Source organism: Amycolatopsis sp. NPDC003861 (assembly GCF_053605405.1).
Genome location: NZ_JBSGJD010000161.1, coordinates 1 through 22,514 on the forward strand (window position 1 = coordinate 1; position 22,514 = coordinate 22,514).

At 72.4% G+C, this 22,514-nt stretch carries 23 protein-coding genes; 14 read left to right on the forward strand and 9 right to left on the reverse strand.

Annotation, left to right across the window (positions count from 1 at the left end; translation table 11 throughout):
- Positions 1–522: 522 nt before the first annotated feature.
- Both ACWEVN_RS31715 and ACWEVN_RS31720 read left to right on the forward strand, forming a co-directional pair.
- A complete protein-coding gene (locus tag ACWEVN_RS31715) occupies positions 523–900 on the forward strand; it encodes a VOC family protein (RefSeq protein ID WP_449686685.1) in 378 nt (125 codons plus the stop codon).
- Between the two features lie 37 nt (positions 901–937).
- The gene (locus ACWEVN_RS31720) at positions 938–1,783 is read left to right on the forward strand and encodes an NAD(P)-dependent oxidoreductase (RefSeq protein ID WP_449686686.1); all 846 of its coding nucleotides are present in this window, start codon (positions 938–940) and stop codon (positions 1,781–1,783) included.
- Here the strand turns inward: ACWEVN_RS31720 and ACWEVN_RS31725 are convergent.
- Positions 1,780–2,661: a hypothetical protein gene (locus ACWEVN_RS31725; RefSeq protein WP_452053722.1), complete on the reverse strand. Its 882-nt coding sequence runs from the start codon at positions 2,659–2,661 to the stop codon at positions 1,780–1,782. The two genes, ACWEVN_RS31720 and ACWEVN_RS31725, sit on opposite strands and share 4 nt — an antisense overlap.
- 129 nt (positions 2,662–2,790) lie before the next feature.
- On the opposite strand from ACWEVN_RS31725, the gene ACWEVN_RS31730 reads away from it, so the two are divergent.
- The 7 genes from ACWEVN_RS31730 (at position 2,791) to ACWEVN_RS31760 (ending at position 11,388) form a co-directional block, all read left to right on the forward strand.
- Positions 2,791–3,177, forward strand: coding sequence for a DUF948 domain-containing protein (locus tag ACWEVN_RS31730; RefSeq protein WP_086841104.1), 387 nt, complete (start codon positions 2,791–2,793; stop codon positions 3,175–3,177).
- Positions 3,174–3,476: a hypothetical protein gene (locus ACWEVN_RS31735; RefSeq protein ID WP_310974984.1), complete on the forward strand. Its 303-nt coding sequence runs from the start codon at positions 3,174–3,176 to the stop codon at positions 3,474–3,476. The genes ACWEVN_RS31730 and ACWEVN_RS31735 overlap by 4 nt, the downstream gene beginning before the upstream one ends.
- Positions 3,477–3,553: 77 nt before the next feature.
- Positions 3,554–6,214, forward strand: a complete 2,661-nt coding sequence (gene alaS / locus ACWEVN_RS31740; protein ID WP_452053723.1) for an alanine--tRNA ligase — start codon at positions 3,554–3,556, stop codon at positions 6,212–6,214.
- A gap of 31 nt (positions 6,215–6,245) precedes the next feature.
- The gene (ruvX, locus tag ACWEVN_RS31745) at positions 6,246–6,707 is read left to right on the forward strand and encodes a Holliday junction resolvase RuvX (protein ID WP_103350558.1); all 462 of its coding nucleotides are present in this window, start codon (positions 6,246–6,248) and stop codon (positions 6,705–6,707) included.
- Positions 6,704–9,223 carry an endolytic transglycosylase MltG gene (gene mltG, locus ACWEVN_RS31750; RefSeq protein ID WP_452053724.1) on the forward strand — a complete coding sequence of 840 codons (2,520 nt, stop codon included), beginning with the start codon at positions 6,704–6,706 and terminating at the stop codon, positions 9,221–9,223. Before ruvX ends, mltG begins: the two co-directional genes overlap by 4 nt.
- Positions 9,224–9,239: 16 nt before the next feature.
- Positions 9,240–10,067 (forward strand): shikimate dehydrogenase, encoded by an 828-nt coding sequence (locus ACWEVN_RS31755; RefSeq protein ID WP_452053732.1) that lies wholly within the window; start codon positions 9,240–9,242, stop codon positions 10,065–10,067.
- 61 nt (positions 10,068–10,128) lie between these two features.
- Positions 10,129–11,388, forward strand: a complete 1,260-nt coding sequence (locus ACWEVN_RS31760) for a GrpB family protein (protein ID WP_452053725.1) — start codon at positions 10,129–10,131, stop codon at positions 11,386–11,388.
- Here ACWEVN_RS31760 and ACWEVN_RS31765 read toward each other — a convergent pair.
- Together ACWEVN_RS31765 and ACWEVN_RS31770 are read right to left on the reverse strand one after the other, a co-directional pair.
- Complete coding sequence (locus ACWEVN_RS31765; RefSeq protein WP_452053726.1) at positions 11,360–12,019, reverse strand: TetR family transcriptional regulator; 660 nt, start codon at positions 12,017–12,019, stop codon at positions 11,360–11,362. The two genes, ACWEVN_RS31760 and ACWEVN_RS31765, sit on opposite strands and share 29 nt — an antisense overlap.
- Positions 12,020–12,044: 25 nt before the next feature.
- Complete coding sequence (locus ACWEVN_RS31770) at positions 12,045–12,464, reverse strand: hypothetical protein (protein WP_449686692.1); 420 nt, start codon at positions 12,462–12,464, stop codon at positions 12,045–12,047.
- 133 nt (positions 12,465–12,597) lie between these two features.
- Here ACWEVN_RS31770 and ACWEVN_RS31775 point away from each other — a divergent pair, with 133 nt between their 5' ends.
- Positions 12,598–13,785 (forward strand): endonuclease/exonuclease/phosphatase family protein, encoded by a 1,188-nt coding sequence (locus ACWEVN_RS31775; RefSeq protein ID WP_452053727.1) that lies wholly within the window; start codon positions 12,598–12,600, stop codon positions 13,783–13,785.
- On the opposite strand, the gene ACWEVN_RS31780 is transcribed toward ACWEVN_RS31775, so the two are convergent.
- The gene (locus ACWEVN_RS31780) at positions 13,782–15,035 is read right to left on the reverse strand and encodes a hypothetical protein (protein WP_452053728.1); all 1,254 of its coding nucleotides are present in this window, start codon (positions 15,033–15,035) and stop codon (positions 13,782–13,784) included. The two genes, ACWEVN_RS31775 and ACWEVN_RS31780, sit on opposite strands and share 4 nt — an antisense overlap.
- Positions 15,036–15,095: 60 nt before the next feature.
- Between ACWEVN_RS31780 and ACWEVN_RS31785 the strand changes: the two genes are divergently transcribed.
- Both ACWEVN_RS31785 and ACWEVN_RS31790 read left to right on the forward strand, forming a co-directional pair.
- Complete coding sequence (locus tag ACWEVN_RS31785; RefSeq protein ID WP_452053729.1) at positions 15,096–15,635, forward strand: helix-turn-helix domain-containing protein; 540 nt, start codon at positions 15,096–15,098, stop codon at positions 15,633–15,635.
- A 25-nt stretch (positions 15,636–15,660) separates the two neighbouring features.
- Positions 15,661–16,593, forward strand: coding sequence for a D-2-hydroxyacid dehydrogenase family protein (locus ACWEVN_RS31790; protein ID WP_449686696.1), 933 nt, complete (start codon positions 15,661–15,663; stop codon positions 16,591–16,593).
- 157 nt (positions 16,594–16,750) lie between these two features.
- On the opposite strand, the gene ACWEVN_RS31795 is transcribed toward ACWEVN_RS31790, so the two are convergent.
- From ACWEVN_RS31795 to ACWEVN_RS31815, 5 genes are all read right to left on the reverse strand, one after another.
- Positions 16,751–18,223, reverse strand: coding sequence for an alpha/beta hydrolase (locus ACWEVN_RS31795; RefSeq protein WP_452053730.1), 1,473 nt, complete (start codon positions 18,221–18,223; stop codon positions 16,751–16,753).
- Complete coding sequence (locus ACWEVN_RS31800) at positions 18,220–19,035, reverse strand: serine hydrolase domain-containing protein (RefSeq protein WP_452053731.1); 816 nt, start codon at positions 19,033–19,035, stop codon at positions 18,220–18,222. The genes ACWEVN_RS31795 and ACWEVN_RS31800 overlap by 4 nt, the downstream gene beginning before the upstream one ends.
- Positions 19,036–19,106: 71 nt before the next feature.
- Positions 19,107–19,373: an HPr family phosphocarrier protein gene (locus ACWEVN_RS31805; protein ID WP_285994310.1), complete on the reverse strand. Its 267-nt coding sequence runs from the start codon at positions 19,371–19,373 to the stop codon at positions 19,107–19,109.
- A gap of 37 nt (positions 19,374–19,410) precedes the next feature.
- Entirely contained in the window at positions 19,411–20,643 is a 1,233-nt protein-coding gene (locus tag ACWEVN_RS31810; RefSeq protein ID WP_310974997.1) for a PTS transporter subunit EIIC, read from the reverse strand.
- Positions 20,640–21,428 (reverse strand): GntR family transcriptional regulator, encoded by a 789-nt coding sequence (locus tag ACWEVN_RS31815; RefSeq protein ID WP_310974998.1) that lies wholly within the window; start codon positions 21,426–21,428, stop codon positions 20,640–20,642. The genes ACWEVN_RS31810 and ACWEVN_RS31815 overlap by 4 nt, the downstream gene beginning before the upstream one ends.
- A 242-nt stretch (positions 21,429–21,670) precedes the next feature.
- On the opposite strand from ACWEVN_RS31815, the gene ACWEVN_RS31820 reads away from it, so the two are divergent.
- Together ACWEVN_RS31820 and ACWEVN_RS31825 are read left to right on the forward strand one after the other, a co-directional pair.
- The gene (locus ACWEVN_RS31820; protein WP_167379806.1) at positions 21,671–21,910 is read left to right on the forward strand and encodes a glucose PTS transporter subunit EIIB; all 240 of its coding nucleotides are present in this window, start codon (positions 21,671–21,673) and stop codon (positions 21,908–21,910) included.
- Positions 21,907–22,362, forward strand: coding sequence for a PTS sugar transporter subunit IIA (locus tag ACWEVN_RS31825; RefSeq protein WP_310974999.1), 456 nt, complete (start codon positions 21,907–21,909; stop codon positions 22,360–22,362). Before ACWEVN_RS31820 ends, ACWEVN_RS31825 begins: the two co-directional genes overlap by 4 nt.
- Positions 22,363–22,514: the final 152 nt, after the last annotated feature.

Genomic DNA, 22,514 nt, shown 5'->3' on the forward strand with positions numbered 1-22,514 from the left:
GGGCGGGACTACTACGAGCCGACACAGCGGGGAGCCGAGCGAACCCTGGCCGACCGGGTGCCCAAGCTGAGGCGCACGATCCGCGGCGAGTGAGGGGCGGCGCCGGCCGGGCGCCGCTGGCCGGTTGCGGCCGCCGCCTGCCCGCCATCGCTCCTGCTGCCGCAGTCTGGCCGCCGCCTGCCCACTGCTTGGCAGGCCGCCGCCCGCCCGCCGCCCGCCCGCCGTCGCCCATGTTGGGCTTCCGCCCGCTCCTTGGCCGCTGCCTGCCTGCCTGCCCGCCGTCGTCCATGCTGGGCTTCCGCCCGCTGCTTGGCCGCCGCCCGCCTGCTCGCCGGCCGCCGCCCTCCGGTGCTGGTCGCCCGGCCGCCGATCGCTGCCGGCCCTCTGGTCTTGCCGGCCGAACAAGCCCCGTCGTTCCCCCGATCGTGGGCCGCGGGGGGGCAAGATCATCGGGGTTCGTAAACTCTTCCCCTCCAGGCGGCCCCGACCGGGGAGGGCCCCACGACGGCAGGAGGCGTGCCCGTGCCCGCGACGCTGCAGTGCATCGTCCTGGACTGTCCGGAGCCGCTGGTGCTCGCCCGCTTCTACCAGGCCCTGCTCGGTGGCGATGTGGATCTCCCCGATCCGCGGTGGCGCGTGGACGAGGACTGGTCGACCCTGCACGTGAACGGGATGGTCCTCGGCTTCCAGCGCGCGCCGGACCACCGGCCGCCGAGCTGGCCCGATCCGTCCTTCCCGCAGCAGTTCCACCTGGACTTCGAGGTCGACGACTTCCGCGAGTCGCACCACGCCGTCCTCGCGCACGGCGGCCGGCTGCTCGACCCCGATCTCGGCGGCCGGGGCTGGCGCGTCTACGCCGACCCGGCGGGCCACCCCTTCTGCCTCCTCGGCGACTACTGAGCGCGCGGCCGCGTCCCGCCTCCGGGACGATGGCGGCATGACAATCGCGTTTCTCGGCACCGGGATCATGGGCGCCCCGATGGCGGCCAACATCGCCAAGGCGGGCCTCGACGTCCGCGTCTGGAACCGGACCCGGGAGAAGGCCGAACCCCTCTCCGACGTCGCCACGGTGGCCGAGTCGGCCTCCGCCGCGGCCGACGGCGCGGACATCCTCGTCACGATGCTCGCCGACGGCCCCGCCGTGGCCGAAGCGTTCGAAGCGGCGTCGCCGGCTTCGGGGACGTTGTGGCTGCAGATGAGCACCGTCGGCCTCGACTGGACCGACCGGCTCGCCGCGATGGCGGAGAAGGCGGGCGTGGTGTTCGTCGACGCACCGGTGCTCGGCACCCGGCAGCCGGCGGAACAAGCCCAGCTGCAGGTGCTGGCGTCCGGGCCCGAGGAGGCCCGGCCCAAGGCGACGCCGGTGTTCGACGCGGTCGCCATCAAGACGCAGTGGCTCGGCCCCGCCGGCCGCGGCAGCCGCCTGAAGCTGGTGGTGAACGCGTGGGTGCTCGCGCTGACCAACGCGACGGCGGAGAGCCTCGGCCTGGCCGGCGCGCTGGGCCTGGACCCGCAGCTGTTCCTGGAGACGATCAAGGGCGGCGGCCTCGACGTCGGCTACGCGCACGTGAAGGGCGGCGCGATGCTGACGAGCGAGTACGCGGCATCGTTCCCGGCCGGGCTGGCGGCGAAGGACGCCCGCCTGGTCGTGGAAGCCGCCGGGGACGAGGTCGACCTCGCGGGGGCGAAGGCGGTCCTGACCCACCTGGAGGCAGCGGTCGAGGCCGGGCACGGCGACGACGACATGGCGGCGCTGTACCGCGCGGTGGTGAAGGAGCGTTAGAGGAGCGTCGCCAGCCGATCCACGCCCAGGGCGCTGGTCAGGAGGCGTTCCTTCGCGTTGCCCAGCAGCTTCTGCGTCCACGGCGTGAAGCCGCCGTCACCCACTTCGGCGAGCTCGCCGCCGAAGGACGCGTACACCTTGAAGCAGAGGCCTTCGTAGTAGCCGCCTCGGCCGCCTTCCCGCTCCGGGAACGGCCGGATCGGCACGTCCGGCACCGCGTCGAGCAGCCCCTCGAACCGGGGGTCGAGCACGGTCACGCCCAGCTCGACCGCGGACGCGCCCAGCACCCGGCAGGCCCCGGCCAGCAGCGCGGCGTGTTCGGCCAGGTGCCGCCGCTCGAAGGCCAGGTCGCCGGTGTCCCGGCCGGCCGTCACGGCGCCGAACAGCGAGAAGTGGGCGAACAGCCCGGCCGGGACCTGCTGGGCCCGCACCACGCGCTGCACCGCGGCCAGGCGGACGACGTCCTCCGACGAACGCCGGACCGCCGCCTCCAAGGCCAGACCGGTCGTGGGGTCGGCGGCGACCTCGGTGCCGCGGCCGGTCGGCACCACCCGGTGCTGGGCCACCCCGGCCACCGCCGAATGGGTGCCGAGCGGGACGAGCGGAGAGAGGGTGACCAGGTCGAAGCCGGTGGCGGTGCCGATCACGGCGTCTTCGACCCGGCGCAGCCGGCCGAACGGCAGCGGGCTCGGCCCCGTGAACCGATCGGTCCGGTGCCGGCGCAGCACGTCGGGCCCGGCCAGCCGGGCCGCACGCCTGCGCGCGATCTCCAGCTGCACCGTGGTCAGGTCGGCGCCGGGCAGCCCGGCCAGCAGGTCGGCCGCGGTTCCGCCCGGCCCGGCGAGGACCCGCCGGCCGGGTCCGCTGTCGTGGTCCATCACCCAGGTGTACCGGGCGGCCGCGGCCGGTGGCGAGGCGTTTTCCCGGCCCGGCGGGGTGACACGGTCGGGGACCCGGCCAGGCGGTAACCTCAGTCGGCATCCCGACCCCTGAACCGAGGAGGGCCCGTGTCGGCAGGGCAGATCGCCGCGTTGATCGCCGCAGGAGCATTCGTGGTGCTGGTCGTCCTGCTGGCGATCCCGCTGATCAAGCTCGGCAAGACGCTGGACGCGGCCACCGAGGCGATCGAGCGCACCAACAGCAACACCGATCCGCTGCTGATCGGCGCGAACGAGACGATCACGCACGTCAACACCCAGCTCGAGCGGGTCGACGGGATCACCGCGAACGCGCAGGCGGTCACCGGCAACGTCTCCGCGCTCACCTCCGTCTTCACCGCCACCCTCGGCGGCCCGCTGGTCAAGACCGCGGCGCTGTCCTACGGCCTGTCCAAGGCGATCAAGGCGCGCAAGAAGAAGAGCGCTCTCAAGGCCGCCAGGAAGGCCGGGAAATGAAGCGGCTGTTCTGGCTCGGCGTCGGCGTGGTCGCCGGCGTCGCGCTGTCCCGCAAGGCCGCCGAAACCGCTCGTCAGGCCACCCCGGCCGGGTTAGCATCGAACCTGGGGGACGCCGTGCGCGAGCTGGCCGGCGCCGTGGGTTCGTTCGGCGCCGAGGTGCGTGCGGGCATGAACGAGCGGGAACAGGAGCTGCACGACATGGTCGAGGAGCGGACGGGCGTGTCAGCGCCCCGCGCCGAGGGACGGCACGCCGCCGCCCGGCGCCCGGTCCGGCGAGCTCGCCGGGCGGAGGGCTGATCCGGGCCTGCCCGGAACCCCTTCGCCGCAGCCACGCCGCCCACCCCGTTCCGAACCACAGCCACAAGGACTGACCCGTGGACACACACGAAATCACCGACCGTTTCCTGCGCCATTTCGAAGGCCGCGGCCACACGCGCGTGCCCAGCGCGCCGCTGATCCTCGACGACCCGAACCTGCTGTTCGTCAACGCCGGCATGGTCCAGTTCAAGCCGTACTTCCTCGGTGAGGCGCCGCCGCCGTACCCGCGCGCGACCTCCGTGCAGAAGTGCGTGCGCACGCCGGACATCGACGAGGTCGGCAAGACCACCCGGCACAACACGTTCTTCCAGATGGCCGGCAACTTCTCCTTCGGCGACTACTTCAAGGAAGGCGCCATCGAGGCGGCCTGGGAGCTGATCACCAAGCCCCAGAGCGAAGGCGGCTTCGGCCTCGACCCCGACCGCATCTGGGCGACCGTCTACAACGACGACTCCGAAGCGGCCGGGCTGTGGCGCAAGCTCACCGGCCTGCCCGGCGAGCGCATCCAGGCCCGCGACGGCAAGGACAACTACTGGGACATGGGCGTGCCCGGTCCCGGCGGCCCGTGCTCGGAGATCTACTACGACCGCGGCCCGGCGTACGGCCGCGAGGGCGGCCCGGTCGCCGACGAGGATCGCTACATCGAGATCTGGAACCTCGTCTTCATGCAGGACGTCCGCGGCGACCTGAGCCCCAAGCTCGGCCACCCGCCGATCGGCGAGCTGCCGAAGAAGAACATCGACACCGGCATGGGCGTCGAGCGCGTCGCGACGATCCTGCAGGGCGTCGAGAACGTCTACGAGACCGACCTCGTGCGCCCGGTCATCGGCCGCGCGGAGGAGTTCTCGGGCCGCCGCTACGGCAGCAACCACGCCGACGACGTCCGCTTCCGCGTCATCGCCGACCACGCCCGCACCGGTGTCATGCTGATCGGCGACGGCGTCACCCCGGGCAACGACGGCCGCGGCTACGTGCTGCGCCGCCTGCTGCGCCGCATCATCCGCTCCTCGCGCCTGCTCGGCGTGCACGAGCCGGTGCTGCAGGCGTTCGCGGCGGTCGTCCGCGACACCATGGGCCCGACCTACCCCGAGCTGGTCTCCGGCTTCGACCGCATCAACGAGGTCGTCCGGATTGAGGAGGAGGCGTTCCTCTCGACCCTGACCAGCGGTTCGCGCATCTTCGACCTCGCGGCCGAGGAGACCAAGCGCGGCGGCGGCGACGTGCTCGCGGGCGACAAGGCGTTCCAGCTGCACGACACCTACGGCTTCCCGATCGACCTCACCCTCGAAATGGCGGCCGAGCAGGGCCTGACCGTCGACGAAGAGGGCTTCCGCACGCTCATGGACGAGCAGCGCAAGCGCGCGAAGGCGGACGCGGCGGCCCGCAAGACCGGCCACGGCGACCTCTCGGAGTACCGGAAGGTCCTGGAGCAGCACGGCGAGACCGAGTTCCTCGGCTACACCGACCTGCAGGCCGAGGCCAAGGTCGTCGCGCTGCTCGAAGACGGTCAGCCGGTGCGCAGCGTCTCGGCGGGCAAGAAGGCGGAGCTGGTCCTCGACCGGACGCCGTTCTACGCCGAAAGCGGTGGCCAGGTCGCCGACACCGGCGTGCTGCTGGGTGACGGCGTCGAGCTGAAGGTCCTGGACGTCCAGAAGATCGTGCCGGGCCTGTTCGTGCACCGCGTCGAGGTCGTCGACGGCGAGGTCGGGCTGGACACCAAGCTCACCGGCTCGGTCGACGCGCACCGCCGGCTCTCGATCGAGCGTTCGCACTCGGCGACGCACCTGGTGCACGCGGCCGTCCGCGGCGCGTACGGCAAGCGCGCGGCGCAGGCGGGTTCGCTGAACTCGCCGGGCCGCATGCGGTTCGACTTCACCACGCCGGGTTCGGTGTCGGCGGACGTGCTGACCGAGGTCGAGGAGGAGGTCAACGACTACCTCCAGACCAACGTCGAGGTGCAGAGCTACACCACGACCAAGGACAAGGCCCTCGAGCTGGGCGCGGTCGCGCTGTTCGGCGAGAAGTACGGCAACGACGTCCGCGTGGTCGACATGGGCGAGTACTCCCGCGAGCTCTGCGGTGGCACGCACGTCGACCGGATCGGCCAGCTCGGCCTGGTCAAGCTGGTCTCCGACGCCTCCATCGGCTCGGGCGTGCACCGCGTCGAGGCGCTCGTCGGCGGCGACGCGCTGAAGTACGTCCGCAAGGAGCAGCTGCTGGTCTCGCAGCTGGCGAACACCTTCAAGGTGCCGTCGGACCAGCTGCCCGGCCGCATCGACGACGTCCTGACCCGGCTGAAGAACGCCGAGAAGGAGATCGCGCAACTGAAGACCCAGCAGGTGCTGGGCTCGGCGGGTGCGCTGGTCGACAAGGCGCAGGAGATCGGCGGCGTGACCGTCGTGGCCGAGGTCGTCCCGGACGTCGACGGCAACGGCCTGCGCGCGCTCGCCTCGGACATCCGCGGCCGGCTCGGCACGCGGCCCGGTGTGGTGGCGCTGTTCTCGCCGGCCGGGGAGAAGCTGAGCTTCGTCGTCGCGACGACCAAGGCGGCCCAGGACAAGGGCATCGCCGCGGGCAAGCTGGTGCCGTCGTTCGCCGAGAAGATCGGCGGCCGGGGCGGCGGCAAGCCCGACATGGCCCAGGGCGGTGGCACGAACCCGGCCGGCGCGGAAGAGGCGGTCACGGCCCTGCGCGCGGCGATTGCCGGCATTGGTTAACCGCGGAAACCGCGGCCCGGACCGTCCCGGCGTGGGCGATCCGGGCCGGGGCCGCCGGCTCGGCGTGGATGTCGGATCCGTCCGGGTCGGGGTCGCGCTGAGCGATCCGGCCCCGATGCTGGCGTCGCCATTGGTTACCCTCTCCCGCGATGCGACCGACGACAGTGATCTGGACCAGCTCGCCGCCCTCGTCACCGAGCACGAGGTGGTCGAGGTGATCGTGGGCCTGCCGAGAACGCTCGCCAACCGCCAGGGCCCGGCGGCCGAGCTGGCGATCGCGTATTCTGAACGCCTGGCCGGGCGGATAGCGCCCGTGCCGGTCCGGCTGGGCGACGAGCGGCTGACCACGGTCACCGCATCCCGCATCCTCTCCCAGCGCGGGGTCAAAGGCCGCAAGCAGCGCGCGGTGGTCGACCAGGCCGCCGCCGTCGAGATCCTGCAGGCCTGGATCGACGCCGCCGCTGCGCACCGCGCCCGGGAGGGAGACCGATGAACGAGCAGCCACCTGAGCCCCCACGCGGGCGCCGGCGACTGCGCGAGCCGGACGCGGCCACCCCGCCGCCGTCCCGGCCCGCACCGCGCCGCACCCCCAGCGGCCAGCACGAGCTGCCGCCACGTCGCAGTGGCGAGTACGACCTGCCGCAGCCCTCCCGCCGGGCCCGCCGGGAAGAGCCGCCGGGCTACGACCCGCGTCGCGGCGCACCGCAACCCGGCCGCCGCCTGGAACCGCCGGGCACGCTGCCGTCGGCCGACGCGGAATTCGACCCGCAGGAGCGCCGCGCGGCCCCGGCTAGGGCGGCGCGCGCCCGCCACGGCCTCGACGAGGGCTCCGAGATCGACCAGCCGGCCCCGCGCCGCCGCCGCGCGGCCCCGGACGACGTCGAGGGCAGGCCGCCCCGGCGCCGCGCCGCGCCGGACCCGGACGACCTCGACGGCAGGCCGGCTCCGCGCCGGATCGCACCGGACCCCGACGAAGGCGCCGGCCGGTCCTCACGCCGGCGTCGCGGCGCCCCGGACCCGGACGACTTCGAGAGCCGCCCGCCTCAGCGGCGCGGCGCCCCGGACGACGCTGGGGGCAGGGCGCCCCGGCGGCGTGGCGCGCCGGATTTCGACGACTTCGAGAGCCGGCCACCCCAGCGGCGCGGGTCTCCGGCTCCGGACGAGGCCGGGGCGTCCCGGCGGCGCGGGGCTCCGGACTTCGACGACGCCGAGAGCAGCGCGCCCCAGTGGCGCGGCGCTGCGGATCTCGACGATCCCGAAAGCAGCGCGCCTCAGTGGCGTGGCGCGCCGGATTTCGACGACTTCGAGAGCCGGTCGCCTCAGCGGCGCGGGACTCCGGACGAGGCCGGAGCGCCCCGGCGACGCGGGGTTCCGGACGATGCCGAGGCGAGAGCCGCCCGGCGGCGTGGCGCACCCGACCCGGACGATGCCGATGGCAGAGCCGCCCGGCGGCGTGGCGGACCCGACCCGGACGATGCCGAGGCCAGAGCCGCCCGGCGGCGTGGCGCACCCGAGCCCGACGAGGCCGATGGCCGGCGGCGTGCCGTGCCCGAGCGCATCGAACCGGCACCTTCGCGCCGTCGCCGTACCGATCCCGATGCGGCCGAACGCTCCCCGGGGCGTCGCGGCGCGGCCGCCGAGCCCGTCCGGCCGCCCGCCCAGCCGGGTGACCGCTCCGCAGGCATGCCCGAACCCGGCGCCGAGCCGCGCCGCCGTCCGCCGGTCGCGCCCGGGCGTGAAGAGCCGGTCACCGAGGTGATCCCGGCGCAGGCCCCCGCCGAGCCGCCGCAGGAGGAGCTCGCGGAAGACGGCTACGACGACTACGAGGACTACGAAGAGTACGACGACGATTACGACGACTACGACGAAGAGCCGGAGAAGCCGCGCAAGAAGAAGGGCAAGCGCGCCCTCGGGTGGGTCGCCGCGATCGCGGTGATCGCCCTGCTCGCGGGCGGTGCCTGGTACGGCTTCAACCGGTTCTTCGGCTACGACGACTTCGACGGCGCGGGCACCGACGACGTGGTGTTCCAGGTCGACGACGGCGACACGACGTCGGCGATCGGCGCGAAGCTCACCACGGCGGGGGTCGTCGCCAGCACCAAGGCGTTCGTCAAGGCGGGCGAGGGCAACCCGAAGCTCGCCCGGCTCCAGCACGGCTTCTACGTGATGAAGTCGCACATGTCCGGGGCCAGCGCGGTCGACCGGATCACCGACGCCGCCTCTCGCGTCGGCCAGCTGGAGATCCGGCCGTACACGCAGTTCGACGACATCACCCAGCCCGACGGCAAGGTCACGCCCGGCGTGTACAGCCTGATGGCGAAGGCGTCCTGCGCGCAGCTCAACGGCAAGAGCACCTGCGTCTCGGCGGACGACCTGCGCAAGGCCGTCGACGCCGCGGACCTCAAGCAGCTCGGCGTGCCGGACTGGGCGATCGAGCCGGCCAACAAGGCCGACCGCAAGGACCGCAGGCTGGAGGGCCTGATCGCGCCCGGCGTCTACGACGTCAAGCCCGGGTCCAGCGCGCAGGAGATCCTCACGCAGCTGGTGCACAGCTCGGCCGAGGCGATCCAGAACGCCCAGCTGAGCCCGCAGTCGACCGGCCCGGGCGTGACACCGTACCAGACGCTGATCATCGCCTCGATCATCGAACGCGAAGCCGTGAAGGCCGACTTCGGCAAGCTCTCGCGGGTCATCTACAACCGGCTGAAGATCAACATGCGGCTGCAGATGGACTCCACGGTCAACTACGTGCTCGACCGGCCGACGCTGCTGACCAACGAAGGCGACCGGGTGAAGTCCGGGGCGTACAACACTTACAAGAACGCCGGGCTGCCGCCGACACCCATCGCGGTGGCGAGCCCGGAGGCGATCCAGGCCGCGGTCAAACCGCCGGCCGGGGACTGGGTGTACTTCGTCAAGTGCGAGAAGAACGGCCTCTCCTGCTTCGCGGTCACCAACGACGAGCACAACCGCAACCGGGACCTGGCCAGGGAACGCGGTGTCATCTGAGCCCCGCAAGGCCGCCGTGCTCGGGAAGCCGGTGGCGCACTCGCTGTCCCCGGTGCTGCACGGCGCCGCGTTCGCCGCGCTCGGCCTGACCGGCTGGACCTACGAGCGCATCGAGACCAGCGCCGAAGATCTCCCGGGCCTGGTCGAGGGCCTCGGCCCGGAGTGGGCCGGGTTCTCGGTCACCATGCCGGGCAAGCGCGCGGCGCTGGACCACGCGGACGAGGTGACGCCGCGGGCGGCCGCCGTCGGCGCGGCCAACACGCTGGTCCGCACCGCGACGGGCTGGCTCGCGGACTGCACCGACGTCGAGGGCGTCACCGGCGCCCTGCGCGCGGCCGGCGGCTACCGGCCGTCGCCCGCGGACACCGCGGTCGTGCTCGGCGCGGGCGGGACGGCGGTGGCGGCCGTGGTCGGGCTCGCCGCCCTCGGCGTCCGGCAGGTGCGGCTGGTCGTGCGCGAACCGGCCCGGGCCGGCGAAACCCTCGACGCGGCGAAGCGGGCCGCGCTCGACGTCGACGTCCTGCGCTGGGCCGACACGGACTTCGCGGCGCTCGGGTCCGCGGCGGTGCTGGTGAACACCGTCCCGCCGGACGCGGTCGCCGCGCACGTCGCCGAACTCGCCGCGGTCGAGCACGTCCTCGACGTCATCTACCACCCGTGGCCGACACCGCTCGCCGAAGCCGTCGCGGCGCGCGGGGGACGGCTCGCGACCGGGTTGGACATGCTGCTGCACCAGGCGTTCGGCCAGGCCGAGCACTTCACCGGCCGCCCGGCCCCGCGGGCGGCGATGCGGGATGCGCTGCGCGAAGCGACCGGGAACCTGCTGCCGCTGCCGATCGACTGAGAAAACCGGTTGCGCACGCCGATAATCTGGCGGACTGCCTTGTCGAAGGGGGTCAACCGGAATGACCGGCCAAGAAGCATTGAGCGACGAAGAGGTCCAGAGCGCGTGGGTCGGCGAAGCGCCGAAGCTGAACTCGACCGTCACCCTCGCCGACTACGACCCGGAATGGCCACGGCTGTTCGAGCGTGAAGCCGAGCGGATCCGGGGCGTGCTGGGGGAGCGGGTGCTGGTGCTGGAGCACGTCGGCTCGACGTCGGTGCCCGGCCTGTGCGCCAAACCGATCGTCGACATCCTCCTGGAGGTGCCGGACTCCGACGACGAAGACACCTACGTCCCGGACCTGGAGGCGGCCGGGTACCGGCTGACGATCCGGGAGCCCGACTGGGAGAAGCACCGGATGTTCAAGGGCCCGGACACGAACGTCAACCTGCACGTCTACTCGCCGGGCAACGGCCAGACGCCGCGCTACCGCCTCTTCCGCGACCGCCTGCGCGCGCACCCGGAGGAGCTGGAGCTGTACGCGGCGAAGAAGCGCGAACTCGCGGCGAAGACGTGGAAGTACATCCAGAACTACGCCGACGCCAAGACGGAGGTGGTCGAGGAGATCCTCGGCCGCGCGCGGGCCGCGCAGTACGACGGCCACAGCGAGGCCTACGCCGAGCACGCGGAGAAGTCCGTCACCAACGCCTTCTACGACCGGCCGGCGATCCTCGACCTCGCCGGGGACGTCGCCGGGCGGCGCGTGCTGGACGTCGGCTGCGCGGCCGGGCACCTCAGCGCGCTCCTGGCCGAGCGCGGTGCCGACGTCCTCGGCATCGACTCCAGCGCGGGCATGATCGCCGTCGCGCGCCGGAAGTTCGGGAACACCGCCCGGTTCGAGGTCGCGGACATCACCCGCCCGCTCCCGCTGCCGGACGCCTCGATCGACGTCATCACCGCATCGCTCGTGCTGCACTACCTGGCGGACTGGGGGCCGGCGCTGGCCGAGTTCCGCCGGGTGCTCGAGCCCGGGGGCGCGCTCGTGTTCTCGGTGCACCACCCGGGCGAGGACTGGCGGTGGTTCGGCAGGGAGAACTACTTCGAGCTGGAGCTGCTGGAGGACGAGTTCCCGCCCGGCAACGTCGTGCACTTCCACCGGCGCCCGCTGAGCTGGACGTTCCAGGCGGTCCGCGACGCGGGCTTCGCGGTGGACCGCCTGGTCGAGCCGATGCCGGTCCCGGAGGCCGAGGCCGCCGATCCGCAATGGGCGGCGAACCTGCGGACCAAGCCGCGGTTCCTGTACTTCCGGGCGGTCAATCCCGCTTGGCGAGGTCGTGGATGAGGTCGACGATCTCCCGGCTGACCGGGCGGAACACCCGCAGCCGGGAGAGCGCGGCCAGCCGGGCCAGCAGCGGGACGCTGCGCTCGACCAGCAGCCGGCTGCGTTTCGTGCCGGCCGAGCGGTCGTGGACCCAGAACAGCACCACGCCCATCTGGAACAGCCAGAGCAGCTCCGGCAGCTGGTCCCGCAGCTCCGGGTCGAGCTTGACGTCGGAGCCGTCGACGACCTCGCGCATCAGGCCGATCGACGCGGCCCGGGCGGCCGAGGAGTCGTCGCTGAACGGGCTCAGCGGCGACTCCGGGTCGGCCGCGTTGACGAAGAACTGCGTGCCGAAGCGGTGGTAGGGCTCGGCGATGTCGAGCCAGCACAGCAGCACGGCCTTCAGCCGGTCGGCGAAGCCGGGGCGGCCGGTCAGCAGTGCCCGGGCCGCCGTCAGGTGCTGCGCGGCCATTTCGTCGTAGAAGCCCTGGATCAGCTGTTCCTTCGACGAGAAGTAGTAGTAGGCGTTCCCGACGGAAACCCCCGCTTCGGCGGCGATCGCGCGCATCGTCGTGCGGTCGTAGCCGTTCTCGGTGAACAGCCGCATCGCGGTCGTGACGATCAGGGACCGCGTTTCCTCGCTCTTGGCCACGCGCTGCACGTTAGCGCCGCCGCCGTCAGGGGGCCGGGAAGGGCGGGACCTGCGGCACGCCAGGGTAGGGGAGCGGTACCGGCGCCGGCGCGGGCTTCGGGGCCAGGTGGCGGCGCCGGATGCCGTTGAACACCAGGACGTTGAACAGGTGCATGACGCCGAGAACGAGCGCGACCGTGCCGATCTTGACCGACAGCATCTCGAACACGTCGCGGGCGCTGACCACGAAGCTGTTGCTGGTCAGGAAGAGCGTCACGAAGCCGAGGCTGACCAGGTAGAAGCCGACCACCAGCAGCTGGTTCACGGCGTTCGCCAGGCCGGGGCTGTCGGCGAAGACCTCGGTGAGGAAGGTGCGGCCGTGCTTGCTCAGCGTCCGGGCGACGAGCACCGTCAGCGGGATGCTGATCAGCAGGTAGAGCGCGTAGGCGAGGACTATCGGGTCCATGGCTTTCTCCTTTTTGAACGTGTTCAAGAGAGACGGTAGCGCTGCTTTTGAACGTGTTCAAGAGGGCTGGGTCACGTCGCCCGTTCACCTGCTGCTCACCCGGACGGCTGATTTCCGGCATAGGGTGACCGCCGTGAAACGCATCGCCGCCGGGCTGACCGCCGCCGCGCTCGTAGCGCTCTTCGTCCCCGCCACCGCTTCTGCGAGCTTCGGGACCGACGTTCGCTTCGCCACCTTCAACGCTTCGCTGAATCGCGCTGCTGCCGGGCAGCTCGTCACCGACCTTTCGACGCCGGGCAACGCCCAGGCGCAGGAGGTCGCCGAGGTGATCCAGCGCAACCGCGCGGACGTCCAGCTGATCAACGAGTTCGACTACGTCCCCGGCAACGCGGCCGCCGACCTGTTCCGGAAGAACTACCTGGCGATCGGCCAGCACGGCGCCCGGCCCATCGACTACCCGTACGCCTACACCGCGCCGGTCAACACGGGCGTGCCCACCGGCTTCGACCTCGATCGCAGCGGCACGGTCGGCGGCGGCAACGACGCCCAGGGCTTCGGCACCTTCGAGGGCCAGTACGGGCTGCTGGTGCTCTCGAAGTACCCGATCGACCTCGCGCACGTCCGGACGTTCCAGAAGTTCCGGTGGAAGGACATGCCGGGCGCGCTGCTGCCGGACGACCCGGCCACGCCCGCGCCGCACGACTGGTACGACGCCGCGGAGCTGAACGTGCTGCGCCTGTCGTCGAAGTCGCATTGGGACCTGCCGCTGAAGATCGGCCGTTCGACCGTGCACTTCCTGGTCTCGCACCCGACACCGCCGAGCTTCGACGGCCCGGAGGACCGCAACGGCACCCGCAACCACGACGAAATCCGCTTCTGGGCCGATTACGTGACCCCGGGCCAGGGCGGCTACCTCTACGACGACCGCGGCCACCGCGGCGGCCTGGGCGCATCGGAGAGGTTCGTGATCGCGGGCGACAACAACTCCGACCCCCTCGACGGCGACAGCGTCCCCGGCGCCATCGACCAGCTGCTGCACGCGCGGCGCGTCATCGAGACCCACCCGGGCAGCCGGGGCGCGGTGCTCGCGGCGCAGGCCCAGGGCGGCGCGAACGTCGGCCAGAAGAGCAACCCGTTCTTCGACACCGGCGACTTCAACGACGTCGCGCCGGGCAACCTGCGGACCGACTACGTGCTGCCGTCGAAGGGCCTGGTGCCCGGGTGCGCCGAGGTGTTCTGGCCGGTCCCGTCCGACCCGCTGTCCCGGCTGAACGACGCTTCCGACCACCACCTGGTCCGGGTGGACGTGGTCGTCCGCTAGCGCGCCGAAACCCAGGCCGCGATGTCGGCAACCACGGCCGGGTCGACGTGCTGCGGCGCCTCGTAACCGGCCGGGGTGGACGGTCCTTCGCCGCGGAAGAACAGGTGGTCGGCGGCCTCGTGGACGCGGATCGTGACGTCCGGCCGGTGGGCCAGGCCCTCCTGCCAGCGCACGAGGTCGCCGGTCGCGGTCACCTGGTAGTCGCGGCCGCCCTGCAGGATCAGCATCGGCCTGTCGAGGGCGGCAGCGGTCGCGACCGGGTCGTAGCCGCGCAGGTCCAGCCAGTACGAGGCCGGCCAGCCGAACAGCAGGTCCGCGGCCGGCGTCGAGGGTGACAGCTCGGGGCTTTCGACGAGCGCCGCCTGCCGCGCGACCGACTCGGCGGCCGCCGCGGTGGCCGGGCCCGGGGCCACTTCGGCCAGGTAGCGGGCGACCCGGACGGCCGCCCGCGGCAGCGGCAGGGTGTCGCCGGCCAGGCTGATCAGGCCGGCGATCGACGGCTCGGCGGCCGCGACCCGGGGCGTCGCCTTGCCGCCCCCGCTGAGTCCCAGGACGAACACCCGCGCCGGGTCCACCGCTTCCTGCGCCTGCAGGAGGCGGACGGCGGCGAGCGCGTGGGGCACGTACTCGTCGGCCATCGTGAAGCCGGGTGCGGAACCGGTCTCCGGGTGGACGTGGGTCACCTTGTCGAACCGGGCCACCGCGACGCCGCGGGAGGCCAGCCCCCACGCCAGGTCCTTGAACGGCTTGTTGGGCCCGGTCGTCAGGTCGCGGTCGGCGGGCCCCGAACCGAGCAGCACCACTCCCGGCCACGGGCCACGCCCCCGGGGCACGGTGAGCGTGCCCGGCACCGCGAGCGGGCCGGTGCCGACGGTGACCTCGTGCTCGGTGAACCGGCCCGCCTCGGCGTAGGCCGGAGGCGTCCAGGACAGGCCGGTCGGTGGCGCGAGCCGCAGGCCGTGCAGCAGGCCGGCGTCGTCGACCGACATCACCACCGTGAGGCCGCCGCGCTCGCAGGTCACCGGGACGCTGACCCGGACCAGCCCCTCCGCGGGCAGCTCGCTCAGCGGGGTGCCGACCGCCCGGACCGGCCCGGTTTTGGCGAGCTCGGTCTCCCAGCCGACCCGCAGCGTCCCGGCCGACGCCGCCGCCCGCAGCCGCGGCGCGAACCGCTGCTCGACCTCCGCGAACCGTCCCGCTGCCGTCAGGTCGACGACCGTCCGGGCGACCACTGCCGGGTCCGTGCTCATCATCCGCCCCTACCATTCTCGTGTTTTGCGAACGGTATCACGTCATGAGAACATTGGGGGGTGGACACCTTGGAACTCCTGGGGCACCCGGTGCGGCTGCGGATCGTGCACGCCCTGCGCGGCGAGCGCACGCTCACCACCGCCGAGCTCGGCGCGCTCCTGCCGGACGTCTCGAAAGCCATGCTCTACCGGCACGTCGACCAGCTCGGCGCCGGCGGCGTCCTGGAGGTGGCCGGCGAACGCCGGGTCCGCGGCGCGGTCGAGCGGCACTACCGGTTGCGCCGGGACCGGGCGTCCATCGACCGTGGTACGGCCGCGTCGATGTCGGCCGAGGACCACCGGCGGGGGTTCGCCGTGGCGGTCGCGACCCTGGTCGCCGAGTTCGACGCCTATCTCGACCGCGACGGCACCGACCCGTCCGCCGACCCCGTCGGCTACCAGCAGCACGCGATCTGGCTGAGCGAGGACGAACTCGTCGCCATGGTCGGCGAACTGCGGGCCGCGATCCTCCCGCGGCTGGCCAACCCGGCCACCCCCGGCCGCACGCGGTACCTGCTCAGCCCGATCCTCTTCCCCGGCGAGCCGCCCGCCACCGGCTGACGCGTCCACCTACTACGGTGAGGTCATGCGGATCGCGATTCTCGACGACTACCAGAACGTCGCCCTCACCTTCGGCGACTGGGACTCGCTCAAGGCCGACATCACGGTCTTCACCGAACCCCTGACCGACGTCGTCAAGCAACTGCAGGGCTTCGAAGCGGTGGTCGCGATGCGCGAACGCACCCGGTTCCCGGCCGAGGTGCTCGACGCGCTGCCCGACCTGAAGCTGCTGGTCAGCACGGGTAAGCGGAACGCGGCCGTCGACGTGGCCGCCGCGCGCCGCAACGGTGTCGTCGTGTCCGCCACCGGCTACATCGGGGAGCCGACCGCCGAGCACACCTGGGCGCTGATCCTGGCCGCGTCGCGGAACCTGCCGCAGGAGTTCCGCTCGATGCGCGAGGGCGGCTGGCAGACGTCCGTCGGCACCATGCTGCACGGCAAGACGCTCGGCCTGCTGGGCCTGGGCCGGCTCGGCGCGGGCGCGGCGAAGATCGGGCAGGTCTTCGGGATGGAGACCATCGCCTGGAGCCAGAACCTGACCCAGGAGAAGGCGGACCCGCACGGCGTCACCGCGGTGACCAAGGACGAGCTCTTCGCGCGGTCGGACGTGCTGTCCATCCACCTGGTGCTCGGCGAGCGTACCCGCGGCCTGGTCGGGGCGGCCGAATTCGCCGCGATGAAGCCGACGGCGCTGCTGGTGAACACCTCGCGCGGCCCGATCGTCGACGAGGCGGCACTGGTGGACGCGTTGCGGCGCAAGGAGATCCGCGCCGCCGCGCTGGACGTCTACGACACCGAGCCGTTCCCCGCCGACCATCCGCTGAGGACACTCGACAACGCGGTCCTGACCCCGCACATCGGCTTCGTCACCCGGGAGGTCTACGAGATCTTCTACGGCGACGCGGTCGAGGACATCGCGGCCTACCAGGCGGGGGCGCCGATCCGCGTCATGGAGTGAAGAAGGTGTGCGGCCCGCCGGGGCCCGAGGTCCCCGCACCGGCCCTGCGGCGGGCCTGCACCCTTCGATGACACCACCCGCACCCGGCCCGCGGCAGGGTCTTTGGACCCGGTCCCGGCCGGGCCGTTGGGCACGACGTCCGGTCGGCGAATTTCCCTCAGGGAAAGGGAACCGCGTCGGGGGCGCAGGTCGTCCCCGGCGCCGGGGCGGCCAGCTCCGTCAGGTACCGCACGACGGCCGCCGAGGCACACGCGCTCGGGGCGTCCAGGGACGTGTGGCCGTAGCCGTCCACGACGAGCACGCGGCCGTCGCCCAGCTCCGCCGCCGTCGCCTCCGCGTTGTGCAGCGGGGTCGCCGGGTCGAACCGGTTGTTCAGCACCAGGATCGGGTTCTTCCGCGGCCGGTTCCACGGTCCGGTGTACCGGTCGTCGTCGTGGGCCGGCCAGCCGACGCACTGGGCCATCGAATACACCGCGCTCAGCCCGAAGTACGGCTGCCGCGCGCTTTCCGTCGTGGCCAGTGCGGCGTAGTCCGCGGGCGATTGCGGGTTGTCGCTGTCGACGCACTGGACGGCCAGGAAGCCGGGGGAGTGCGTCGGCACGTACGGGTCGAGCACCGGCGCCGCGGGGCCCGGATCCGCGGGCATTGCGGCCAGGGTTTGGGCGAGTCGCTTCCACCGGCCGGACTGGTACAGCGCGCTGTCGACGGTCTTCATCAGGGAGCCGACGCCCGGGCCACGGGAGGCGTGGGCGAAGATCCCGGCGAACTTCTGCTTCGGGTCGCCCGCGGAGAAGGCGCACTTCGGCCCGGCGGCGGCGCACACCGCGAAGAACCGGTCGAGTTCCTGCTGCTGCGCGCCGGCGACGTCGGCCCGCACGTCCACCGGCTGGTCCGCCTGCCCCGGCCGGCCGGTGGCGTTCGCGACGAGGTCGAGCGTGCCGTCGAGGGTCATCGCGCGGACCTTGTCCCCGAACAGGTTCGCGTACGTGCCGCCCAGGTAGGTGCCGTAGGAGTACCCGTAGAAGTTCAGCGAGGCGTCCCCGACGGCCTGGCGCAGCAGCTCCATGTCCCGCGCGACGTTCGCCGTGGAGAGGTGGCTCAGCAGGCCGCCCGAGGCCGCGCAGGCCTTGCCGGTGGCCGCGCTCGCGGCGAAGAACGCGTCCGGCTGCCTGATCGGGGACCCGGCCGGCCGGTCCGGGCTCGCACAGCCGATCGGCGCCGACCCGCCGATCCCGCGCGGGTCGAAGCTCACCAGGTCGAACCGGGCCCGCAGCTCCGGCGGGTAACGGGCGGCGAACCGGGTCAACTCGCCGACGCCGTCCGTGCCCGGGCCGCCGAAGTTGAAGAACAGCGAGCCGAGCCGCCGTCCCGGGTCGCCCGCCGGCAGCCGGATCACCGACAGCGGGATCGTGGCGCCACGGGGCTCGCGGTAGCTCAGCGGCACGGCCGCGGCCGCGCACTGGAACGGCCCGTGACAGGGCACCCAGTGCAGCGCCGGGACCGCGGCGCCGTTCGTGCCGAGCGCCGGGGGAGGCTCGGGCGCTTCCGGGGTGGGCGTGGGTGCGGGCGCGGCCTGGGGCGCGCTGCAGGCGGCGAGCAGCAGGAGGCCCGCGAGGAGGGCCCGTTTCACGCGCCCAGGTCCGCCAGGACGGCGTCGGTGTAGCGCGGCCAGACTTCGGCGGCCCAGGGGCCGAACGCGCGGTCGGTGAGGGCGACGCAGGCCGCGCCCGCGTCCGGGTCGACCCAGAGGAACGTGCCCGACTGGCCGAAGTGCCCGAACGTCCGCGGCGAGCTGTTCGCCCCGGTCCAGTGCGGGCTCTTGTGGTCGCGGATCTCGAAGCCGAGGCCCCAGTCGTTGGGTTTCTGGTGCCCGAAACCGGGCAGCACCCCGGAAAGGCCGGGGAACACGACGTCCGTCGCCTCGGCGACGGTGGCGGGGTCGAGCAGCTTCGGGGCCTGCAGCTCGGCGGCGAACGCGGCCAGATCGTCCACAGTGGACACGACGTCGGCGGCGGGCGAGCCTTCGAGCGCGGTCGACGTCATGCCGAGCGGGGTGAACAGCGCTTCGGCCTGGTACTGCGCGAAGGGGATGCCGGAGTGCTCGGCCAGCGCGTCGGCCAGCTGCTCGAACCCGGCGTTGGAGTAGAGCCGCCGGGTGCCCGGGGCGGCCATCGCCTTGTGCGCGTCGAAGGCGAGCCCGGAGGTGTGGGCCAGCAGGTGCCGCACGGTCGAGCCCTCGGGCCCGGCCGGCGTACCGAGCTCGACGACGCCTTCCTCGACCGCGATGAGCGCGGTGTAGGCGGTCAGCAGCTTGGAAACCGAGGCGAGCCGGAACTTCCGCGCGGTGTCACCGTGGCGGCCGGCGACGCTCCCGTCCGCCGTCACCACGGCCGTCGCGGCGTTGTCCACCGGCCACTCGTCGATCAGGCGCACGCTCTCCATGCGCCCACCCTACGAAACGAAGGCCCCCGCACCGGTGTCGGGGACCGGTGCGGAGGCCTTCGCGGTGTTCGTCAGGCGTCGAGATCGGTGGCGACGAGCTGGGCGACCGCTTCCACGGCCTCCTCGGCACCCTCGCCCTCGGCGCTGATGACGACCTCGTCGCCGTACCCGGCGGCCAGCGTCATCAGGTTGAGCACGCTGCCGGCGGCCACCGGGTCTCCGCCGGCCTTGGCGATCTGCACCGCGACGGGCTGCGCCGCGGCCGCCTTCGCCACCAGCGCGGCCGGCCGGGCGTGCAGGCCCACCTTGCTGGCCACGGCGACGCGTTTCTCCGGCATGTTCGTCCTCTCGCTTTCGGTTACTTCGGTGGTGATGTTACTTCGCGGCCGTCCGGTCGAGGTCCGCCTCGATCGAGTCGTCCTCGCGGCCCGGGGTGCGCAGGTTCCACTTCGTGATGACGATCCGGAACACGAAGTAGTAGATCACCCCGAAGACCAGCCCGATCGGGATGAGCAGCCACGCCTTGTGCGCGGTGTCCAGGCTCGAGTTGAGCAGGAAGTCGATCCCGCCCGCGGAGAAGGAGAAGCCGAGGTGGATGTCCAGGGCGTTCACCAGCGCCAGCGAAACGCCGGTCATGATCGCGTGGAAGATGTACAGCGGCCACGCCACGAACATGAACGAGAACTCGATCGGCTCGGTGACACCGGTGATGAACGAGGTCAGCGCGGCCGCGATCATCACACCGCCGACGATCTTCTTCTGCGCGGGGCGGGCGGTCTGCCAGATCGCGAGCGCCGCGGCCGGCAGGGCGAACATGAAGATCGGGAAGAACCCGGTCATGAAGATGCCCGAGCCCTGCACGTGGTTGAAGAAGTTGGTCAGGTCGCCACCGTTGAAGATGAACCACATCGGGACGTTCAGCAGCTGGTGCAGACCGACCGGGATGAGCAGGCGGTTGAAGAAGCCGTAGATGCCGCCACCGACGACCGGCTGGCCGACGATCGCCTCACCGAGGTTCTGGATGCCCGCGTCGACCCACTTGAAGACGATGCCGAAGATGACACCCAGGATGATCATGGTGAAGGCGGTGATGATCGGGACGAACCGCCGCCCACCGAAGAACGCCAGCCACGCGGGCAGCTTGATCCGGTGGTACCGCTGCCACAGCAGGGCCGCGACGATACCGGACACGATGCCGGTCAGGACGCTGTACGGCCAGTGCAGCGGCGAGCTGTCCCAAGCGGGCTTGTAGCCCACCTGGCTGCTGACCGGCGCGATGGCCTGGATCACCCGGTTGAAGACGACCCAGCCGACCGCCGCCGCCACGGCCGTCGAACCGTCACCCTTGCGGGCGAAGCCGACCGCGATGCCGATCGCGAAGAGCAGGGGCAGGAAGTCGAAGAGCGCGTTGCCCGCCGAGCCGATGACGGCGGCTACCTTGTCCCAGCCGAGGCCGTCCTTGCCGAGCAGGTCGTCCTGACCGAACCGGAGCAGGATGCCCGCCGCAGGGAGCGTGGCGATGGGGAGCATGAGGCTGCGGCCGAAGCGCTGCAGGCCGGCGAGACCTCCGCCGCCCTTCTTCGCCCCCTCCGCGGTGGTGGTGCTCATCTGGATCCTCCATAGTGGGGTGGTTGACCGGGCTCCGGGGTGTTCCGGTCCAACTGCATGGTCACCTGGTAGTGATCTCCCCGGTACCAGGACGTGATGTCTTCGATCGGGTCGCCGCCTGCGCTGGAGACCCGCCGGAACACGAGCAGGGGGCTGCCGGCACGCATGCCGAGCAGCCGGGCCGTCTCGCGGTCCGCGCCCTCGGCCCAGACCGTCTGCCACGCCTGGTCGGGACGCACACCGTACGTCTCGGCCAGCTGCGCGTAAATGGACTGGGTCAGGTCGAGCCCGAGCAGGCCGGGAGCCCGGCCCGCGTGGTACCAGCCGCGCTCGACGGCCAGGGGCACGCCGTCGGCGTGGCGCAGGCGCACCAGGTGGTGCGCGGATGCGCCCTCGGCCAGGCCGAGGGCGTGCGCCGAGGCGGTGGGCGGCACCTCGGTGGCCGCGGAGACCACCTCGGTCGTCGGGGTCAGCCCCCGCCTCCGCATGTCGTCGGTGAACGACATCAGGTAGAGCTGCAGCTCCATCCGCCGGGCCGCGGTGAACGTGCCCTTGCCGCGGACCCGGGCGAGCAGGCCCTCTTCGACCAGCTTGCCGATCGCCGACCGGACCGTGAGCCGCGACACGCCGTAGCGCTGGGCCAGCTCGCGTTCCGACGGGATCGGCGCACCCGGCGGGAGCTCGCGCTCCACCGTGCGGCGGAGGATTTCCCGCAGCTGGGCGTGCTTGGGCGTGGGCCCGTTGACAACCTTGTCGGGCGGCGGGACGTGCGCGGCCGCGCTCATCGGCGTCACCCTCCTCGTTCTCGCGCCACCGGGGACCGGTGCTCGCGTCCGGCCCGGAACATTGGTACGTTCCGGTCTAGACCAATGATCTGATGGGGCAGGATGCTCCGCCGCGCGGACGGGTGTCAACCACCGTTATCCGTTCGTGGCCCGCGGCGGGGTGCATGCCGACGATCGGCGTAGTACAGGTGGACACGCGGTTCGCGTCAGGTTGGGAACAAACAGTGATCAAGGAGACCGCGATGGCGGATGACAGGCCCGAGAAGATCCTCGCCGCGCTCGGCGGCACGGAGAACCTCACCGAGATCGAGGGCTGCATCACGCGGCTGCGCTGCGAGGTCGAGGACATGAGCCTCGTCGACGAGGCGGCGCTGAAGAAGGCCGGTGCGATGGGCGTGGTCAAGATGGGGTCGTCGGCGCTGCAGGTGATCGTCGGGCCGGAGGCGGACACCATCGCCAGCGACATCGAGGACCTGCTGTGAGCTTCGACATCCTCAGCCCGGTCGCCGGGCGCGTGGTGCCGATCACCGAGGTCCCCGACCCGGTCTTCGCGCAGGCGATGGTCGGCCCGGGCATCGCCGTGCAGCCCACGGGCGGCCGGTCGGACGCGGTCGCGCCGGTCGACGGCACGGTGGCGACGCTGCACCCGCACGCCTACGTCGTCGCGACCGAGGACGGCAAGGCCGTGCTGGTCCACCTCGGGATCGACACGGTCAAGGAAAAGGGCGAGGGCTTCACGCTGCACGTCGTCAAGGGCGAGCAGGTGCGGGCCGGGCAGCCGATCGTCAGCTGGGACCCGGAGGCGGTGACCGCGGCGGGCTACTCGGCGATCGTCCCGGTCGTCGCGCTGGACGCCTCGGCGGAGGTTTTGTCCGGTTTGGACACCGAGCGCGAGGTCGCCGCGGGCGACCGGCTCTTCGCCTGGGACGCCTGAGCTTCAGCTGTCACACGGTGACAACCGGGGCTTCGCCACCCGGACCCCGAAAAGCGACCGGCGAGGGGCTGTTCGGCGAGCGCGGAGGGTTCGGCTCCGCCCATGGCGGACGGCCGGAAGCGTGGTGCGATGACCCTCGGCTCACCGGCGCA

What these genes read in the sequence shown, in the direction of transcription:
- ACWEVN_RS31800 (WP_452053731.1), bottom strand. Translation starts at nt 19,035, where the DNA reads ATGGAGAGCGTGCGCCTGATCGACGAGTGGCCGGTGGACAACGCCGCG.
- ACWEVN_RS31820 (WP_167379806.1), top strand. Translation starts at nt 21,671, where the DNA reads ATGGCGGATGACAGGCCCGAGAAGATCCTCGCCGCGCTCGGCGGCACG.
- ACWEVN_RS31725 (WP_452053722.1), bottom strand. Translation starts at nt 2,661, where the DNA reads ATGGACCACGACAGCGGACCCGGCCGGCGGGTCCTCGCCGGGCCGGGC.
- ACWEVN_RS31790 (WP_449686696.1), top strand. Translation starts at nt 15,661, where the DNA reads ATGCGGATCGCGATTCTCGACGACTACCAGAACGTCGCCCTCACCTTC.
- ACWEVN_RS31805 (WP_285994310.1), bottom strand. Translation starts at nt 19,373, where the DNA reads ATGCCGGAGAAACGCGTCGCCGTGGCCAGCAAGGTGGGCCTGCACGCC.
- ACWEVN_RS31810 (WP_310974997.1), bottom strand. Translation starts at nt 20,643, where the DNA reads ATGAGCACCACCACCGCGGAGGGGGCGAAGAAGGGCGGCGGAGGTCTC.
- ACWEVN_RS31735 (WP_310974984.1), top strand. Translation starts at nt 3,174, where the DNA reads ATGAAGCGGCTGTTCTGGCTCGGCGTCGGCGTGGTCGCCGGCGTCGCG.
- mltG (WP_452053724.1), top strand. Translation starts at nt 6,704, where the DNA reads ATGAACGAGCAGCCACCTGAGCCCCCACGCGGGCGCCGGCGACTGCGC.
- ACWEVN_RS31780 (WP_452053728.1), bottom strand. Translation starts at nt 15,035, where the DNA reads ATGAGCACGGACCCGGCAGTGGTCGCCCGGACGGTCGTCGACCTGACG.
- ACWEVN_RS31815 (WP_310974998.1), bottom strand. Translation starts at nt 21,428, where the DNA reads ATGAGCGCGGCCGCGCACGTCCCGCCGCCCGACAAGGTTGTCAACGGG.
- ACWEVN_RS31770 (WP_449686692.1), bottom strand. Translation starts at nt 12,464, where the DNA reads ATGGACCCGATAGTCCTCGCCTACGCGCTCTACCTGCTGATCAGCATC.
- ACWEVN_RS31720 (WP_449686686.1), top strand. Translation starts at nt 938, where the DNA reads ATGACAATCGCGTTTCTCGGCACCGGGATCATGGGCGCCCCGATGGCG.
- ACWEVN_RS31760 (WP_452053725.1), top strand. Translation starts at nt 10,129, where the DNA reads ATGACCGGCCAAGAAGCATTGAGCGACGAAGAGGTCCAGAGCGCGTGG.